16 protein-coding genes are annotated in these 17,115 nt (G+C 34.1%); 9 read left to right on the top strand and 7 right to left on the bottom strand.

All coding sequences use genetic code 11. The annotated features are described in order from the left end of the window. Positions 1 to 9: 9 nt before the first annotated feature. The 7 genes from P2W65_RS08215 to P2W65_RS08245 all read left to right on the top strand — a co-directional run bounded on the left by P2W65_RS08215 (position 10) and on the right by P2W65_RS08245 (position 9,776). Positions 10 to 885, top strand: coding sequence for a hypothetical protein (locus P2W65_RS08215; protein WP_289664810.1), 876 nt, complete (start codon positions 10 to 12; stop codon positions 883 to 885). 149 nt (positions 886 to 1,034) lie between these two features. Next, positions 1,035 to 2,489 (top strand): glycoside hydrolase family 30 protein, encoded by a 1,455-nt coding sequence (locus P2W65_RS08220; RefSeq protein ID WP_289664812.1) that lies wholly within the window; start codon positions 1,035 to 1,037, stop codon positions 2,487 to 2,489. 30 nt (positions 2,490 to 2,519) lie between these two features. Then, on the top strand, positions 2,520 to 3,992 hold the full coding sequence (locus P2W65_RS08225; protein ID WP_289664813.1) for a glycoside hydrolase family 30 protein: 1,473 nt from the start codon (positions 2,520 to 2,522) through the stop codon (positions 3,990 to 3,992). 125 nt (positions 3,993 to 4,117) lie between these two features. Continuing rightward, positions 4,118 to 5,191 carry a glycoside hydrolase family 16 protein gene (locus P2W65_RS08230; RefSeq protein WP_289664815.1) on the top strand — a complete coding sequence of 358 codons (1,074 nt, stop codon included), beginning with the start codon at positions 4,118 to 4,120 and terminating at the stop codon, positions 5,189 to 5,191. A gap of 72 nt (positions 5,192 to 5,263) precedes the next feature. Beyond that, positions 5,264 to 6,103, top strand: coding sequence for an endonuclease/exonuclease/phosphatase family protein (locus P2W65_RS08235; protein ID WP_289664817.1), 840 nt, complete (start codon positions 5,264 to 5,266; stop codon positions 6,101 to 6,103). Then, positions 6,104 to 7,531 (top strand): glycoside hydrolase family 30 protein, encoded by a 1,428-nt coding sequence (locus P2W65_RS08240; protein ID WP_289664818.1) that lies wholly within the window; start codon positions 6,104 to 6,106, stop codon positions 7,529 to 7,531. Between the two features lie 13 nt (positions 7,532 to 7,544). Continuing rightward, positions 7,545 to 9,776 (top strand): glycoside hydrolase family 3 N-terminal domain-containing protein, encoded by a 2,232-nt coding sequence (locus P2W65_RS08245; protein WP_289664819.1) that lies wholly within the window; start codon positions 7,545 to 7,547, stop codon positions 9,774 to 9,776. 258 nt (positions 9,777 to 10,034) lie between these two features. Here P2W65_RS08245 and P2W65_RS08250 read toward each other — a convergent pair whose 3' ends face one another. Both P2W65_RS08250 and P2W65_RS08255 read right to left on the bottom strand, forming a co-directional pair. Next, on the bottom strand, positions 10,035 to 12,056 hold the full coding sequence (locus P2W65_RS08250) for a transglutaminase-like domain-containing protein (protein WP_289664820.1): 2,022 nt from the start codon (positions 12,054 to 12,056) through the stop codon (positions 10,035 to 10,037). A 160-nt stretch (positions 12,057 to 12,216) separates the two neighbouring features. Then, a complete protein-coding gene (locus P2W65_RS08255) occupies positions 12,217 to 12,474 on the bottom strand; it encodes a hypothetical protein (RefSeq protein ID WP_289664822.1) in 258 nt (85 codons plus the stop codon). A 287-nt stretch (positions 12,475 to 12,761) separates the two neighbouring features. Here P2W65_RS08255 and P2W65_RS08260 point away from each other — a divergent pair, with 287 nt between their 5' ends. Both P2W65_RS08260 and P2W65_RS08265 read left to right on the top strand, forming a co-directional pair. Continuing rightward, positions 12,762 to 13,517, top strand: coding sequence for an NUDIX hydrolase (locus P2W65_RS08260; RefSeq protein ID WP_289664824.1), 756 nt, complete (start codon positions 12,762 to 12,764; stop codon positions 13,515 to 13,517). Positions 13,518 to 13,581: 64 nt separating this feature from the next. Further along, complete coding sequence (locus P2W65_RS08265; RefSeq protein ID WP_289664826.1) at positions 13,582 to 13,902, top strand: MmcQ/YjbR family DNA-binding protein; 321 nt, start codon at positions 13,582 to 13,584, stop codon at positions 13,900 to 13,902. A gap of 53 nt (positions 13,903 to 13,955) precedes the next feature. On the opposite strand, the gene P2W65_RS08270 is transcribed toward P2W65_RS08265, so the two are convergent. The 5 genes from P2W65_RS08270 to P2W65_RS08290 form a co-directional block, all read right to left on the bottom strand. Then, the gene (locus P2W65_RS08270) at positions 13,956 to 14,564 is read right to left on the bottom strand and encodes an alpha-ketoglutarate-dependent dioxygenase AlkB family protein (protein ID WP_289664828.1); all 609 of its coding nucleotides are present in this window, start codon (positions 14,562 to 14,564) and stop codon (positions 13,956 to 13,958) included. Further along, positions 14,551 to 14,796 (bottom strand): Ada metal-binding domain-containing protein, encoded by a 246-nt coding sequence (locus P2W65_RS08275; protein ID WP_179003151.1) that lies wholly within the window; start codon positions 14,794 to 14,796, stop codon positions 14,551 to 14,553. The genes P2W65_RS08270 and P2W65_RS08275 overlap by 14 nt, the downstream gene beginning before the upstream one ends. Before the next feature lie 85 nt (positions 14,797 to 14,881). Continuing rightward, on the bottom strand, positions 14,882 to 15,595 hold the full coding sequence (locus P2W65_RS08280; protein WP_289664831.1) for a 2OG-Fe(II) oxygenase: 714 nt from the start codon (positions 15,593 to 15,595) through the stop codon (positions 14,882 to 14,884). A 135-nt stretch (positions 15,596 to 15,730) separates the two neighbouring features. Continuing rightward, positions 15,731 to 16,573 carry a bifunctional helix-turn-helix domain-containing protein/methylated-DNA--[protein]-cysteine S-methyltransferase gene (locus P2W65_RS08285; RefSeq protein WP_289664833.1) on the bottom strand — a complete coding sequence of 281 codons (843 nt, stop codon included), beginning with the start codon at positions 16,571 to 16,573 and terminating at the stop codon, positions 15,731 to 15,733. Between the two features lie 185 nt (positions 16,574 to 16,758). Further along, positions 16,759 to 17,091 carry a DMT family transporter gene (locus P2W65_RS08290; RefSeq protein ID WP_289664835.1) on the bottom strand — a complete coding sequence of 111 codons (333 nt, stop codon included), beginning with the start codon at positions 17,089 to 17,091 and terminating at the stop codon, positions 16,759 to 16,761. Positions 17,092 to 17,115 lie beyond the last annotated feature (24 nt).

Raw genomic sequence — 17,115 nt, forward strand, 5'->3', positions numbered from 1 at the left:
AAAAACAAAATGAACCTAAATATAAATTTCAGAAAAAGTGTATACCTAATGCTAGTTTTAGCATTAGGCACACTAAATAGTTGCGATGATGATGCTAAAGAAAATCCTCTTGTAGCTACCAATATTGATGCTTCGTTTACGATCACTCCAGTTGAAGGAGCAATGAATACGTATCTTTTAACTGCTCAGACAAAAGGAGTTGTTTTCTCAAAATGGGATACTGGCGACGGGGCTTCAGTTGGAAAAATGAATCAAGTAATTTCTTTACCAGATGCAGGCACTTATACTATTACGCATACGGCTTATGGAGCTGGAGCTGCTACTGGAACCGCTTCTAAACAAATTGTTGTAGCACAGACAGATCCTGCTAAAGGAAACTTAGTACAAGGAGGAACTTTTGCTACAGCTGCAGATCAAGCGAAATGGACAAGTGCAAAACTAAGCCCATCAGGAGCTGCTTTTTGGTCTTTTGGTACTAATGGTGCTACAATTTATTCGCCAGGAGGATGGGCTCAAGAAGGTATTTATCAGGCTATCGAAGTGGTAAAAGATAGAGAATATACAATTGATATGACAGTTTCTTGTCCTAGTGGTTTAAAAGAAACTTTTTTTGAAGTATATGCAGGGACATCAGTACCTAAACCAGGCGTTGAGTACAAAGATAATTTAGTGATGGGTATAGGTACTTGGGATGGTTGTGGAGTATCCAAGTTTTCAGGAAGATTATCTGGAGTTGGATGCAAGAAAAATGCGGCAACTGATACAGTTTCGAATGTGGTTAAATTCTCTCAGAGTGGAACAGTATATCTTTTAATCAGATCTGGAAGTAACGCTACAGGTAATGAGCCAATTACCGTTACAAAGGTCGAATTTAGAGGAAAATAAAGAGTTAAGTTTAAGTTTAAGTTTAAGTTTGGTTGTAAAATAGCCCGTAATCATTATGAATATGGGCTATTTTTAAATTCTTCAAAAGGATTAGAATCAGGTTTAGATTTCTCCAAAACTTCAATTAAAACTAAAATAATTGGAAGCGAATGAAAAAAAATAGTCTAAAAATTTTATGTCTTTTGTTTGCTGTTACTGCTTTTGCACAACAGCAAAAAACGAAAAAAGAATTTACAACCACTGGTAAAAAAGTAACAGTCTATACTACAGCAGAAAACTCAAAGTTAAGATTAACTACAACTGATAATGTAACTTTTTCTGCAGCAAAACAGCCTTTAGAAACAGAAACTTCAGTATTTGTTGAACCTGCTAAAAAGTTTCAGACTTTTATGGGAATTGGTGGTGCTATCACGGATGCTAGTGCCGAAATATTTGCTAAACTTTCAAAAGAAAAACAAGCAGAATTCTTAAACGCTTATTACGATCAGCAAAAAGGAATCGGCTATTCTTTGCTAAGAACAACAATTCAAAGTTCCGATTTTAGCAGTGGAAGCTATTCTTATATCGAAGAAGGAGATAAAGAATTAAAAACGTTTTCTATTGATCATGACAGACAGTATCGAATTCCTTTGATAAAACAAGCCATTCAAAAAGCGGGAGGAAAACTAACTACTTATGTAGCGCCATGGTCTCCAAATGCTTTTATGAAAAGCAATAAAAATGTACTAAAAGGCGGAACATTGCTTCCAGAATACTATCAGACTTGGGCAAACTTTTACGCGAAATTCATTAAAGCATACGAAAAAGAAGGAATTCCAATTTGGGGAACTTCAACACAAAATGAACCAATGGCGGTTCAAACTTGGGAATCTTGTATTTATACCGCTGAAGCGGAAAGAGATTTTATTAAAAATTATCTTGGGCCAACTTTAAAAAAAGAGAATCTTGGAGATAAAAAAATCATCGTTTGGGATCATAACCGCGATTTAATGAATTATCGTGCGAATGTAATCTATTCCGATCCCGAAGCATCAAAATATGTTTGGGGAATGGGATTTCACTGGTACGAAACTTGGTCTGGCGGAGCGCCGATGTTTGATAATGTTGCCAAAGTAAATGAAGCATATCCCGATAAAAAATTAATGTTTACAGAAGGATGTATTGAGAAATTTGATGCGTCAAAATATCAATTTTGGGGTAATGCAGAACGTTATGGAATCAATATGATTAATGATTTTAATAATGGAACTGTAGCGTGGACAGACTGGAATATTTTATTGGATCAAAATGGAGGTCCAAATCATGTTGGAAACTTTTGTTTTGCGCCAATTCACGCCGACACAACTACGGGCGAATTGATTTACACACCATCTTATTATTACATTGGGCATTTTTCAAAATTCATTCGTTTGAATGCAGTTAGAGTAAGTACAGCAACAAGCCGAAGCGCGTTATTAAGCACATCATTCTTAAATACTGACGGAACAATGGCAACTATTGTTATGAATCAGTCGGCAAACGAGCTTACTTATAGTTTGACTATTGGAGCTGAAAAAGCGGTAGTCAAAATTCCGCCAAGAGCTATACAAACTTTAGTCTACTAAATAAGTAGCGCTAACCTAAAAACTAAAAAGATGAAATTGAATATAAAAAACACAGTAAAAGCATTTTTCTTTATGGCAGCTGTATTGGCTCAGGTAAAATGCTCTTCTTCGAATGATGTTGTAGAGAATCCGCCAGTGCTAAACCCGCCAGTGGTAAATCCACCACCAATAACCAATGATGTTGACTTTTGGCTGACAAAAGGAGACCAAAGTATTTTATTGGCAAAACAATCAGGAATATTAGGATTTGGAACTACAGTAAATGCATACAATACTATTGAAGTTAAAGAATCTCAGAAATATCAAACGGTTGATGGTTTTGGATATACTTTAACTGGTGGCAGTGTTGATGTAATCAATCAATTAAATCCAACAAGAAGAAGCGCTCTTTTACAGGAATTATTTGGTTCCGGAGAAAATGCTATTGGAGTAAGTTACATCAGAATAAGTATTGGAGCTTCAGATTTGAATGCTGTACCATTTACATATAACGATCTTGCTACAGGCGAAACAGATTTGAATCTGGCTAAATTTAGTTTAGCAAAAGACAAAGATCTAATTGCAATGCTAAAAGAAATCCTAGCAATTAATCCTAAAATTCTAATCTTAGCAACACCTTGGTCTGCACCTCTTTGGATGAAAGATGTAAATAGTTTTAAAGGTGGAAAACTAAAAACAGAGTATTATGATGTTTATGCCAAATATTTTGTAAAATACATACAGCAGATGAAAGCGGAAGGAATCACGATTGATGCCGTTACACCTCAAAATGAACCGCTTCATGATGGAAATAATCCAAGTATGTATATGTCGGCAGGAGATCAGGCAAATTTCATTAAAAATAGTTTAGGGCCATCGTTTAAAGCAGCAAGTTTAAATGTAAAAATTATAGCTTACGATCATAATTGCGATAATCCAAATTATCCAAAAACAATTTTAGCCGATACAGACGCTTTCCCTTACGTTGACGGATCTGCATTTCATTTATATGCAGGAGATATCAGTGCTTTGCTTAATGTTTACAATTCTTACCCAACCAAGAATGTCTATTTCACAGAACAATGGACTTCATCAGAAGGGCAGTTTGCAGGTGATTTAAAATGGCACCTACGAAATGTGATCATCGGTTCAATGAGAAATTACAGTAAAAATGCATTAGAATGGAATGTAGCCAATAATGCAAGTTTTGGCCCTCATACAGATGGAGGCTGCACAATGTGTAAAGGTGCAATAACAATAACATCTGGTGATAGTTATCAGCGAAATGTAGCCTATTATATTATTGCGCATGCTTCGAAATTTGTTCCAATGGGTTCTGTTAGAATCGAAAGTAATTCGGGGGGAAATTTGCAAAATGTTGCTTTTCTAACCCCTTCAGGAACAAAAGTTTTAATTGTTGAAAATGATGGAAACGCGGTAGAGAATTTCAATATTAAATTTAACGGAAAATGGGTGGCAACTTCACTAGAAGGCGGAGCTGTTGGAACTTATACTTGGAAATAGAAATTTAATAAAAACAGTTTCAATTTGAACTATTTTGACATTGTTATGAACAAAACCAAAAAGTAGAAGAAATAATATTTATCTTGATAGTCAATTTATTAACTAAACCATTAAATAGATAAAAGATGAAAATGATCAATCTTGTAAATAGAGCAGGAATGTTTACACTAATATTGTTATTTGTATTTCAATCTTGTAGCAGCAGTAATGATTCAACTGATACTCCAGAAGTAGTTACTCCTGATAAAATTTCTCTTGAAGTTGATATAATAGGAAAAACTGCAGCAATGCCGGATGGAGACGGAAGTGGAAAAATAAATTTGAAAATTACATCAGCAAATGCAAAATCGTATAAAATAAAAGTAAACAATGAAACAAAAGAGTTTACAGCCAATAATTTTACATATGAATTTACTGAGCCGGGAACTAAAACTTATATTATTGAAGTTACCGCTTTTGATGGTTTAAAATATACAAATGTCTCTACATCTGTAAACATTTTTGTAGCAAGAAAACTAATCTTTTCAGATGAATTTGATGTAAACGGTGCTCCAAATCCTGATAAATGGGATTACAATACAGGAACTGGCGACGGCTGGGGAAATAATGAATTGCAATATTATACGAAACGTCCAGAAAATGTAATCGTAGAGAACGGAATCTTAAAAATTAAAGCCATTAGAGAGGATTATATGGGAAGCCAATTTACCTCGGCGAGAATTTTAACGAGAGGAAAATTTTCATTTAAATATGGAAGAGCAGAAATACGCGCAAAACTCCCAGTTGGCGGAGGAACTTGGCCTGCATTTTGGCTTTTAGGAGATAATCTTGATACTGTAGGCTGGCCGGCTTGTGGTGAAATTGATATTTTAGAATCAGTTGGGAATAATCCTAATGTAATTCATTCTTCACTGCACTCTCCAGGACGCTCAGGAAATACGCCGGATACAGCGACAACAACAAACCCGACTTCAGCTACAGCTTATCATATTTATGCGGCCGAATGGAGTGCTGAAAGTATTAAGTTTTATGTAGACGATAATTTATTTTATACCTACAAAAACGCAGCGACAACACCATTCAATGCTAAATTTTTCGTGATTTTAAATTTTGCCATGGGAGGAAATTTTGGCGGAGCAGTTGATCCAAACTACAAAAGTTCGACTTACGAAATTGATTATGTAAGAGTGTATAATTAACATAAGTTTTAAACAGATTTTTTTCTCTAAAGCATCGTAAAGACTAGCTTTACGGGATTAAAATTTTTAAACATGAAAAAGATAAACAAACTTCTTTTAGCATTATTATTCCTTTTAGCAGGAAATTCATTTTATGGTCAAAACCTAAAAATTATGACCTATAATATCCGTCTGGATGTCGAATCTGATGGAGAAAATGCATGGCCAAAACGAAAGGATTATTTTAATGCGCAGATCGGTTTTTACAGTCCGGACATTTTTGGGGTTCAGGAAGCAACTCCAGGTCAGGTAACAGATATTGCATCGGCTCAGCCAAATTATAACCGATTTGGAGTAGGAAGAGAAGAAAACGGATTGGGAGAAGCTTGTACGATTTATTATAAAAAAGATCGTTTTAAAGTAGAACAATCTAATACTTTTTGGTTATCTGAAACTCCAGACGTTGTTTCTAGAGGATGGGATGCGGCTTGCAACAGAGTTTGTACCTACGGACTTTTTAAAGATTTAAAAACAAAGAAGACGTTTTGGGTTTTTAATCTTCACTTAGATCATATGGGAGAAGTAGCTCGAGTAAAAGGCGTACAGCTTGCTTTGTCTAAAATAGAAGCATTAAACACAAAAAAATATCCTGTTTTTTTAATGGGAGATTTTAACTCAGAACCAGAGACAAAACAAATTGCAGCAATCAAAAACGTGATGAATGATACCAAAGATGTTTCTAAAGAAAAACCTTTTGGCCCATCAGGAACTTTTAATGATTTCAAACATAATGAGCCCGTAACATTATTATTAGATTACATTTTTGTATCCAAAAATAGCGGACTCACAATTCAAAAACACGCAGTGCTGAGTGATTCTAAAGATTTAAAATATCCATCGGATCATTTGCCTGTTTTAATAGAAATAGATTAAATGAAAAACAACATCAACAAAAAACTTCAAATTCTGGTTTTACTGCCTTTAATTGCAATGCAGTTAAACTGTGGATCTTCAAAATATGTAACGGCTAATTCAGGAAAAGTTGAATCTTGGATTACTACTACAGATGAAACTTCAAAACTTAAAAAACAATCTGATTTAGTTTTTAGTTCAGAAACAAATTCAAATCAGACGATTGAGATAAATCCAGCAGAAAAATTCCAAACTATAGAAGGTTTCGGGTTTTCATTAACAGGAGGAAGTGCTCAGGCAATTATAAAACTGGATAAACCAAAAAGAGAAGCATTGCTTCAGGAATTGTTTTCTAGAAAAGAGGATGCAATTGGTTTAAGTTATTTAAGATTGAGTATTGGAGCATCTGATTTGAATGAAAAAGTTTTTTCGTATGATGATATGCCGGAAGGACAAACCGATTTGAATCTGGAACACTTTAATCTTGGTCCAGATTTAAATGATGTTATTCCTGTTTTAAAAGAGATTTTAGCCATAAACCCAAAGATTAAAATTATGGGTTCTCCATGGTCCCCTCCAGTTTGGATGAAAGACAACGGAAGCTCAAAAGGAGGTAGTTTACAGCCGAAATATTATGAAGTATATGCGCAGTATTTTGTGAAATACATTCAGGCAATGAAATCGCACGGAATTGTTATTGATGCTATTACGCCTCAAAACGAACCTCTGCATCCAGGAAATAATCCAAGTTTATTGATGTTGGCAGAACAGCAGGCAGATTTTATTGGAAATCATTTAGGTCCCGCTTTCGCGAAAGCAGGAATTAAAACCAAAATTATCGTTTACGACCACAATTGTAATAAACCGGAATATCCGTTAACGATTTTAAAAAATCCAAAAGCAAATCCGTTTGTGACAGGTTCTGCTTTTCACTTGTATGAAGGAGATATCAGTGCTTTAACAACAGTTCATAATGCTTTTCCAAATAAAGATTTGTATTTTACCGAACAATATACGGGTTCTGGAAGCAATTTTGAAAACGATTTAAAGTGGAGTGTAAAAAATGTAGTAATTGGTTCCATGCGCAATTGGAGTAAAAATGCACTTTCATGGGGACTGGCAAATGATGAGTTTTACAAACCTTTCACGTCGGGAGGATGTTCGACCTGTAAAGGAGCTTTGATGATTGATCAGAATCAAAACATTAAAAGAGAAGTCGGATATTATATTATTGGACATGCCTCTAAATTCGTTCCAGAAGGTTCAGTGAGAATTGGAAGTAATATTGCAGGAAATCTTTATAATGTTGCTTTCAGAACGCCATCAGGACAAACTGTTTTAATTGTAGAAAATGATGGAGCTTCAGCAGAAACTTTTAATATTAAATACAACCAAAAACAAACTTCAACCTCACTAAACGCAGGTGCTGTTGCAACTTACGTTTGGTAAACAATTTAAACTTATGAAAAAAGTAACCACAATCACGCTGTTAATGTTTGCGTTTCTTGCGTCGGCACAACAGCAGTCAATAGACCAGAAAGTCAATGATCTATTGAAGAAAATGACAATTGAAGAAAAAATAGGCCAGTTAAATCAATACACTGGCGACAATCAGGCAACAGGGCCAATTACCATTAATCCAAACAAGCAAAATGAGATCAAACAAGGTTTAATTGGTTCGATGCTAAATGTTATTGGAACAAAATATACCAGAGGATACCAAGAATTGGCTATGCAGTCAAGACTTAAAATTCCGTTGTTGTTTGGTCAGGATGTAATTCACGGTTACAAAACCACTTTCCCGATTCCGTTAGCAGAAGCGGCAAGCTGGGATTTGGCAGCAATTGAATTAGGTGCAAGAGTGGCAGCAACAGAAGCTTCTGCAAGCGGTATTCACTGGACATTTGCACCAATGGTTGATATTGGCCGTGATCCTCGCTGGGGACGTGTAATGGAAGGAGCCGGCGAAGATACTTATCTAGGTTCTAAAATTGCTTATGCAAGAGTAAAAGGTTTTCAAGGAACTAAATTGGGAGATTTAAACTCAGTTATGGCCTGTGTAAAACATTTCGCAGCGTATGGAGCAGGTGTTGGAGGAAGAGACTACAATTCTGTAGATATGAGCGAAAGAATGCTTTTGGAAACTTATTTACCTCCATTTAAAGCTGCTTTAGATGCAGGTGCAGCAACTTTCATGAATTCATTTAATGATATAAATGGAATTCCGGCAACAGGAAATGCGCATTTACAAAGAGATATTCTAAAAGGAAAATGGAACTTTCAAGGTTTCGTAGTTTCTGACTGGGGATCGATTGGAGAAATGGTAGCTCATGGTTACTCGAAAGATCTTAAAGAAGCAGCTTATGCAGCTATTACAGCGGGAAGCGATATGGATATGGAAAGTAATGCCTATCGTAAAAATTTAGCAGAGCTAGTAAAAGAGGGCAGAGTTTCTATTGATTTGGTTGATGATGCAGTAAGACGTATTCTTCGCAAGAAATTTGAGTTAGGTTTATTTGATGATCCATATAAATATTCAGATCCAAAGAGAGAAGAAAAAGCTTTGGCAAATCCTGAGCACAGAAAAGCGGCTCTAGAAATGGCTGAGAAAAGTATTGTTTTATTAAAGAATGAAAACCAGACGTTGCCAATTTCAAAAAGTACCAAAACAATTGCGTTTATTGGGCCAATGGTAAAAGAATACAAAGCCAATATGGGGTTTTGGGCTGTTGAATTACCAGAAGTAAATTATGATAAATGGGTAGTTTCGCAATGGGATGGTTTGCAGAATAAAGTGGGTAAAAACACCAAGTTATTGTACGCAAAAGGGTGTGAGGTTACAGGTGAAAACAAAGATGGTTTTGCAGAAGCAGTTGCAACTGCCAAACAAGCCGATGTTGTTATTTTAAGTGTAGGTGAAAGACACGATATGAGCGGCGAAGCCAAAAGCCGAAGCGATCTGCATTTACCAGGAGTTCAGGAAGATTTGGTAAAAGCAATTCAGGCAACAGGAAAACCGGTTGTGGTTTTAATTAATGCAGGAAGACCGCTTGTTTTCAATTGGACAGCAGACAATGTTCCTGCAATTGTGTACACTTGGTGGTTAGGTTCTGAGGCTGGAAATGCCATTGCTAATGTTTTATTTGGAGATTACAATCCGTCTGGGAAATTACCAATGACTTTCCCAAGAGAAGTAGGTCAGGTGCCAATTTATTACAATCACTTTAGTACAGGAAGACCAGCAAAAGATGAAAATTCAACTAATTATGTTTCGGCTTATATCGATTTAAAAAATTCGCCTAAATTCCCATTCGGATACGGTTTGAGCTACACAACTTTTGATTATTCCGGATTGAAATTATCTGCAGCAAAAATAAAAAACAATGAAACGATTAAAGTTTCTTTCCAATTAAAAAACACTGGAAAAGTGGTTGGAGAAGAAGTAGTTCAGTTGTATTTAAAAGATAAATTCGGATCTGTGGTAAGACCCGTTTTAGAATTAAAAGATTTCCAAAAAGTAAAATTAAATGCGGGAGAATCTAAAACAATCGAATTCACCATTGACAAAGAAAAACTTTCATTCTATAATAACAAACTAGAGTGGGGAACTGAACCGGGAGATTTCGAAGTAATGATTGGAGCTTCATCAGCAGATATTAAACTAAGATCAGATTTTGAATTGCTTGCAAATTAAAAAAAAAGTTTTTAGCCACGAATTGCACCAATTTCCACAAATTAATTCGTGAAAATTGGTGCAATTCGTGGCAAATATTAAGCTTTCCAATCTTGTAGATGGTCTGACAAGTAAATCTATTTCCACATAGACTATGTGTATTTATGCAAGTGAAACGCCTTTTATAACACCAGTAAAATCTATGTTTCTATGTGTTTTAATAAATACTCAATCAAACAAAAAAATGGAGCCGTTAAAAGCTCCATTTTTTTATTGAAATTATTTAAGTCGTTTCTTGAAATTAAATTTCAAAAGATTCAGCAAACCTTGTTCAATAATATCAATTCCAAGACCAAAATTACTATCGGCGATTGTATGATGGTCATTTCTAAACTTCTCAAAATCTGCTGAAGGAATTTCTAAGTTTACCAAAGGTTTGAAATCAACAACTATGGAGGCTCCATTTTTAGTTACTTTTTTACGGCTTGTAAAATCAAAATAAGGATTATTGATGGTGCTTTCTTGAATTGTAAACTTCTCTTCAGTATCTATTCTTTGATCGGTTTGAAGATTGATTTCATATTTTTCATTATCAAAATTATGCCAAAATAAAAGGTCTTTATGTATAAAATCCCTTGCATTATTCTTTACTACATTGCGATCAAAATACATTAGGAAACGATTTTTTTGCTGATCTGTAAAATAAGGGTTTTCAATGTTTGTTTTATATTGAATTGTAAATTCGTTTAGTTTTTTATCATCACTTACAATTTCAATAGAAGCATCATTAAAAATAGTTCTGATATCGGTTCCTTCACGGTCTCCTGAATAATTTAAAGTATAAAACAAGAAATTGTTCCAACTGTCTATAATTTCTCTTTTGTTTGTATTTTTAAAATACTTACGCATATAATTGGCACGATTGCCTTTATAAGTTGTTACAAGATTTAAATCTCCTTTTAGGTTCTGAGCTGTTAAATTTACTTTTTCGGTAATTCCATAATAAGGAAATTTATACGGTTTTCTAATTTCCAATTGTTTATTTGGTTTTACTTCCAGATAATGTAAAAAGTAAATAAAGCCACGGTTTTCAATTAATCCAAATTCATCTCTTGTTGTGGCATCAATAAAATACGTTTCGTCTTTGTAATTAATTTTTACAATCACATGATTAAACGTAAGAAGCGAAGGTAAATAATGCTTAATATAATGATCTGAATTGAAGTTTACTAAAACCACAGAAGAATCCACATTGATGTAATCTAAAACTGTTTTCAATAAAACAGATTTCGCTTTACAATCGCCTTGTTTATTTTCATAAGTTATGGCTGGTTCTTGAGGTTTGTGGCCGTTCATTTCGTCAGCATTATACACATAGTAAATATGATTTTGGACATAATCTATGGCAAACTGTAACTGATCATCTTTGTCTGTAATGGCATCCAATTTTTCAACCAGTTTTGGAGCAAACTCTTTTAGAGAAGATTTATTGTATATTTCTTCATAGAGTGGCGAAATGTAATTAGACAAATCAGTCCAGTTGCGGTCTGTGGCAAAATCAATATACGGAACAATTTCTCTGTTTTGATCAAAAGAGTTGATATAATTTTCATTTTCGATTACAAAACGCTCTCCCTTTTTTAGGGAATTAATCTCTGGTTCTAAAACATTTCCATTTTCATCCCTAAAATATGTTTTCTTATACGAAATAGTTTCTTTTCGGTCATTAATAAAACTAAATTTATAATTTCCGTAAGCCCAATAGGTACTTGGAGTAACGTAAACATATTTTAAAAATTCCTTACGAAGAAAATCACGGTCCGTAAAAACTTTTACCCTTGAATCTTCAGTAATTAAAACATCATAAAGTTGTAAATCTTTAATCGTGATATTTACTTTTTTGCTGCTGCTTAGAATACCTCCTTCACTTTGATTTTCATTGTCAAGGACTTTAATTTTTGTATCCGCAATTTTATCAATCAAAACTCCTTCTCTAAGAACGCTGATTCTGTGTATAATATAAGTTTCATTTTCTTCTACAATTACATCTCGAGCAGACGCACTTTCAAGATTTCCCGGCTCGTTAAGCGTGTAAGCAACGCATGCATATTCGCTGTTTTCAGTATCGCTTGTATAATAGATTTTATCTAAAAAGTAGCAGAAATCACGTCCCTCTTCTACTTGTTTATTGGAGAAATCAGATTCTTTAATGTATTCGATTAATTGATTGTCATCTATTTGTGAAGCCCAGTGTTCTGGTTTTTGAATTTTATAACTTTCTGATTCGAGAGTGTTTTCCATATCTATAATTTTACAGGGGTATATTCTTACTTTTAAAACAGCTAAAATAAGTAATAATGCCTGATTTTGCTCAATAAAAACATGAAATTTATAACAATAAAAAAAACCTCGCTGGAAAGAAGCGAGGTTGGCATTATAAATTATAGAAATGTGTAAATGGTCACTTTAAAACGGTATTTATAAAATCCATTGCGCCAATTCCCTTATAAGAAGCAAAAAGCGCTTTTTCATAAGCTTCCTGCTTTGCTTTTTTATTTTTGGCATCTTTATCAACAATCATTTCATTAAAAATTCTTTCTTGTTCTTCACTGTATTTTAGAGAAGCTTCTAACAGATACGTTTTAGAAACAAATCCGAAAGAAGTCCAGATTTTAGTTCTAATTTTTTGATTGATATTTTTTAATGGATTGGTAATCATAACTTCTGTGTTTAAATTTCTACGCTCACTTGAAGAAAAATGGAACAGTTTGTATTATTTTTCTTTGTTTTTGATCTGGATTTTAACAATCGAAAACTGTTAATGTGTTATTGTGACGCAATGTAATTATTTTTTTTAAATTTGACTTTAAATTTTAGTTAAAATTGTGATTTATACACTTCTAATTTTACTGGAAATGAAACCCTAATTTTTTGAAAAAGCTCTTGAATTTCTAAAAATCAAGTAAATTGCAGGGTATTTAAAGAAAGAATTTATATAAATTTTGAATGTTAAAAGACATTATAGACAATAACGAAAATTATCAGCCTGGACTTTCTATTGACTGCGTAATTTTTGGTTTTCACGATAATCAGCTGAAGGTTTTATTGATTAAGGTAGAAAGAGCCAATAAATGGTCTTTACCAGGTGGATTTATCCCTCTGGATCAAGATATAGACACGGCAGCAATTACAGTTTTAAACAGCCGAACAGGAGTAGAAGGTATTTTTTTAAGACAATTTGCAACCTTCGGAAAAGTAAAACGAAACGAACAGCATTTTGATAAAAAGGCATTAGAATATCTGCAGATTGAAGAAGAAAAAGGAAAGTGGCTCATGCGTCGCTTTGTGACAATTGGGTATTATGCTTTGGTAGATTTTTCAAAAATTCTTCCAAATCCGACAGGAAGACACGAAGTTGTAGAATGGATTGATCATAAAGAAGTTCCCGAATTAATTTTAGATCATCGCGAAATTTTAGATAAAGCGCTTGATACTTTGCGAGTTGAATTGAACTTAATGCCAATAGGATATAATTTACTGCCAGAAAAATTTACAATTCCAGAACTTCAGAAATTGTATGAGACGATTTTGGATAAAAAACTGGATCGAAGGAATTTTTTAAGAAAAATAACCAATATTGGAATTCTGACCAAACTGGACGAAAAGAAAAGTAATGTAGCACACAAAGCGCCAAACTTGTATTCTTTTGATAAAGAAAAATACGATGAGGTTTTAAAAAATGGATTGAATCAAGGTTGGTAGATTTCGCATAACGAAGACCTAACAGGTTTTTAAAACCTGTTAGGTCTGATAAATACTTGTGATTATGATTTCAATTGAAACCTTTAGAAAATTAGCTTTGTCGTTTGAAAATGCCACTGAAGAACCTCATTTTGAGAAAACCTCTTTTCGTGTCAATAATAAAATATTTGCCACTTTTGATGAAAAGAATAATCACGCTGTTTTAAAATTAAATGAAATAGATCAATCTGTTTTTTGTGCTTCAAGCGAAATGATTTTTTATCCGATTCCGAATAATTGGGGAAAACAAGGCTGGACAATTGTAGAGTTGGCTAGAGTAAGACCAGAAATGTTTGAAGATGCTTTGACGCTTTCGTATAAAAATGTTACGAAAAAGAAAAAATGACGATAAACAGACCTAACAGGTTTTAAAAACCTGTTAGGTCTCTAAGTAAATTTCTACTCTACAATAGTTCTAAAAGTCAAATTTACTCTCGGTTTTGTTGTAGTTTTAGTAGGAGGCAATCGATGGAGCCAGTAAGTCTGCGTTTCATCTTTCATGACTAATAAACTGCCGTGTTCTAAAATTAGAGCAACTTTTTCTTTAGATTCTTTATGTTTAAAAGCAAACTTACGCTCAGCACCAAAACTTAAGGAACCAATAGCGCCATTTTTCTTTAAATCTTTTTCGCCGTCGCTGTGCCAAGCCATTCCTTCTTCGCCGGAATGATATAAATTTAGAAGACAAGAATTAAATGTTTCTCCTGTTTTTTCTTCGATAATCGATTTTAATTTTAATAATTCAGGTGTCCACGGAAGTGCTTTTTTTGTCGTGTTGGAATAGGTATATTCAAATTCTTTTTCGCCGTACCACGCCACTTTTCTTTTGGTCAAAATTAATTTTCCAAAGATGATCGCTTCGTCATTTTTCCACTCTATTGTTTTTAATAAAGTATCACGATAGAGATCAGCTTCTTCTCTGGAGAATAATTTTCCGTAGTAATTTACAGTTCCATCTTGAGGAAGTAAGTTGGCGTTTTCGTCTGTATGAGGGTTAAATAAGTCCATTTTTCCATTTTTGATATTCGGTTTTCATGCAATGTCCGCAAGGTCTGAAATCGTTTTGTTTTGCATCATTCTCTGAAGAAAAGAAAACACGGTTTTCCCGTTTCATTCTTTTTCCGGAAGAACATTTCAGTGTTCCGTAGATTTTTAATTTTTGGTTGCCACCGAAACAAATTTCGCCTTTTTTAATTTTATTTCGAAGTTCTGAATCTGAAATTTTGTTATGTTGAATCATTTCTTTTTTAGTTGCAGAGGTTCAAAGTAACAAAGAGACAAAGGTTCTCAATCTTTGTGCCTTTGAACCTTTGTCTCTTTGTCACTTAATTTAACGCATCATGAAAAATAATTCCTAGTGTAAAACGTTCGCCTGAATGCACTTCGCTTACGCCATGTTTCATATTGACACGATAATAGCCTTTCGTTCCTTTTACGGGTCTGAAATTGGTTGTGAAAACTAAAATGTCTCCTTTTTTAGGTTTTAAAACAATTGCTTTTGATTGCGCTCTCGGCGTTTGTTGCGTTAAAACAAATTCGCCACCCGTAAAATCTTCATCAGGTTCTGAAAGAAAAAGCACAATCTGAATCGGAAAATAAACATCGCCATATAAATCCTGATGCAGAGTGTTGAAACCGCTTTTGCCATATTTTAAAATCAAAACCGTCGCTTTAAGCTGATTGTTATCGTGGCATTGTTTTAATAATTCTTCGTGATTGGCAGGGAAAACAGTGTTGATATTTAAAGCTTTCATCCACGCATTGGCAATTGGAGCCAATTTAGGATAAATCGAAGTTCGTATGTTTTGGATTAAATCGGGAAGCGGATAATTGAAATATTTATATTCGCCTAAACCAAATCTGTAACGTTCCATTATGACTGTTTTTCGATATAGCATTGGATTATCGTAATCGAATTTTAAATCTTCACATTGTTCGTTATTCAATACGTTTGGAATTATTGCGAATCCATTTTCGTGCATAGATTCGGTGATGCTTTCCCAGTTTTGGGAAGCAATTTTAGATTGTATATTTTGCATAAGAATTTTTAGATTGAGATTTTTTTTCCGCCACGAATTCACGAATTATTCTTTTAAATACATTATCTAATGTTGTTCGAATTAATAATCGCAAAGATTTTAAAAGAATAATTCGTGAATTCGTGGCGGAAAAAACTATGGATTTACCTGAGCTCCTTCCCAGCCAATTATAGCTGTTTTACGTGTATTTCCCCACATATAACCGCCAAAAACACCTGACGACTGGATCACACGGTGACAAGGAATAAGGAATGCAACAGGATTGCTTCCAATTGCAGTTCCTACTGCTCTGGATGCATTTGGTTTTTCAATTTGCTGTGCAATTGTTCCGTAAGTCGAAAGTTGTCCCATTGGAATTTTTAATAAGGTTTCCCAAACTTTCAATTGAAAATCAGTGCCTTTAAGGTGTAGTTTTATTTCAGATAATTTGCTCCAGTCATTTTGAAAAATAAACAGTGCATTTTGTTGTACTAAGTCTAATTTTCTAGAGAAATCAGCATTAGGGAATTTTTCTTTCAGAGCAGAAAATCCGTTCGCTTCATCTTCGGCGAAAGCCATAAAACAAACGCCTTTTTGTGTTGAAGCTACAATGATATTCCCAAACGGACTTTCGGCAAAACTGTAATTTATCGCCAGATTTCTTCCGCCGTTTTTATATTCTGCCGGAGTCATGCCTTCTATGTTTACGAATAAATCGTGAAGTCTGCTTGTACCTGAAAGACCTGTTTCGTATGCTGTTTCAGAAATAGTAGCCTGATTGTCTTTGAGTAATTTTTTAGCGTGTTCTAAACTCGTGTACTGTAAAAATTTTTTCGGACTTGTTCCTGCCCAATCGCTAAAAAGTCTCTGAAAGTGAAACGGACTCAAATGCACTTTTTCAGCCACTTCGTCAAGATTCGGCTGATCTTTAAAGTTCGCTTTGATATAATCGATGGCTTCAGCAATGCGATTATAATTGATGGTTTCCTGTGTGTTCATCTTCATTCAATTTTATAAGACAAAGATCGATTGGTTTGTACGGGAATAAAATCCGAAACTTGCTTTGTTTTTGCCACAAAGTCGCAAAGGCACAAAGTTTTTTCAGTATTGTTGCTCTAAGCGAAAAGTGTAAAGTTATAAGATTAAAAAAACTTTGTGTCTTAGTGCCTTCGTGGCATTCCCCATTAATGCGCTGTAGTTTTAGAAAAAACATTAATCACAACAACGCCTGCAATAATTAAAGACAATCCAATAATAGCAGGTAAATCTGGTATTTCTTTAAAGAAAATAGCGCCAATTGCAGTGATTAAAACAATCCCGACTCCTGACCAAATGGCATAAGCAAATCCAACAGGAATAGTTCTTATGGCAAAACTTAAACAGTAAAATGCGCCACAATATCCAATAACCGTAATGATGCTTGGAATGAGTTTGGTAAATTCCTGAGACTTTTTTAATGCTGTTGTAGCAATGATTTCGAAGATAATAGCAGTAAGTAAAAATAAAAAATTCTTCATGGTTAGCTTTTTTGCAAAGTTAAC

The sequence above is a fragment of the Flavobacterium panacagri genome (assembly GCF_030378165.1).
GTDB lineage: Bacteria > Bacteroidota > Bacteroidia > Flavobacteriales > Flavobacteriaceae > Flavobacterium > Flavobacterium panacagri.

Coding starts and splice junctions, on each gene's coding strand:
- P2W65_RS08215 (WP_289664810.1), top strand. CDS start 10: ATGAACCTAAATATAAATTTCAGAAAAAGTGTATACCTAATGCTAGTT.
- P2W65_RS08220 (WP_289664812.1), top strand. CDS start 1,035: ATGAAAAAAAATAGTCTAAAAATTTTATGTCTTTTGTTTGCTGTTACT.
- P2W65_RS08225 (WP_289664813.1), top strand. CDS start 2,520: ATGAAATTGAATATAAAAAACACAGTAAAAGCATTTTTCTTTATGGCA.
- P2W65_RS08230 (WP_289664815.1), top strand. CDS start 4,118: ATGAAAATGATCAATCTTGTAAATAGAGCAGGAATGTTTACACTAATA.
- P2W65_RS08235 (WP_289664817.1), top strand. CDS start 5,264: ATGAAAAAGATAAACAAACTTCTTTTAGCATTATTATTCCTTTTAGCA.
- P2W65_RS08240 (WP_289664818.1), top strand. CDS start 6,104: ATGAAAAACAACATCAACAAAAAACTTCAAATTCTGGTTTTACTGCCT.
- P2W65_RS08245 (WP_289664819.1), top strand. CDS start 7,545: ATGAAAAAAGTAACCACAATCACGCTGTTAATGTTTGCGTTTCTTGCG.
- P2W65_RS08250 (WP_289664820.1), bottom strand. CDS start 12,056: ATGGAAAACACTCTCGAATCAGAAAGTTATAAAATTCAAAAACCAGAA.
- P2W65_RS08255 (WP_289664822.1), bottom strand. CDS start 12,474: ATGATTACCAATCCATTAAAAAATATCAATCAAAAAATTAGAACTAAA.
- P2W65_RS08260 (WP_289664824.1), top strand. CDS start 12,762: ATGTTAAAAGACATTATAGACAATAACGAAAATTATCAGCCTGGACTT.
- P2W65_RS08265 (WP_289664826.1), top strand. CDS start 13,582: ATGATTTCAATTGAAACCTTTAGAAAATTAGCTTTGTCGTTTGAAAAT.
- P2W65_RS08270 (WP_289664828.1), bottom strand. CDS start 14,564: ATGGACTTATTTAACCCTCATACAGACGAAAACGCCAACTTACTTCCT.
- P2W65_RS08275 (WP_179003151.1), bottom strand. CDS start 14,796: ATGATTCAACATAACAAAATTTCAGATTCAGAACTTCGAAATAAAATT.
- P2W65_RS08280 (WP_289664831.1), bottom strand. CDS start 15,595: ATGCAAAATATACAATCTAAAATTGCTTCCCAAAACTGGGAAAGCATC.
- P2W65_RS08285 (WP_289664833.1), bottom strand. CDS start 16,573: ATGAACACACAGGAAACCATCAATTATAATCGCATTGCTGAAGCCATC.
- P2W65_RS08290 (WP_289664835.1), bottom strand. CDS start 17,091: ATGAAGAATTTTTTATTTTTACTTACTGCTATTATCTTCGAAATCATT.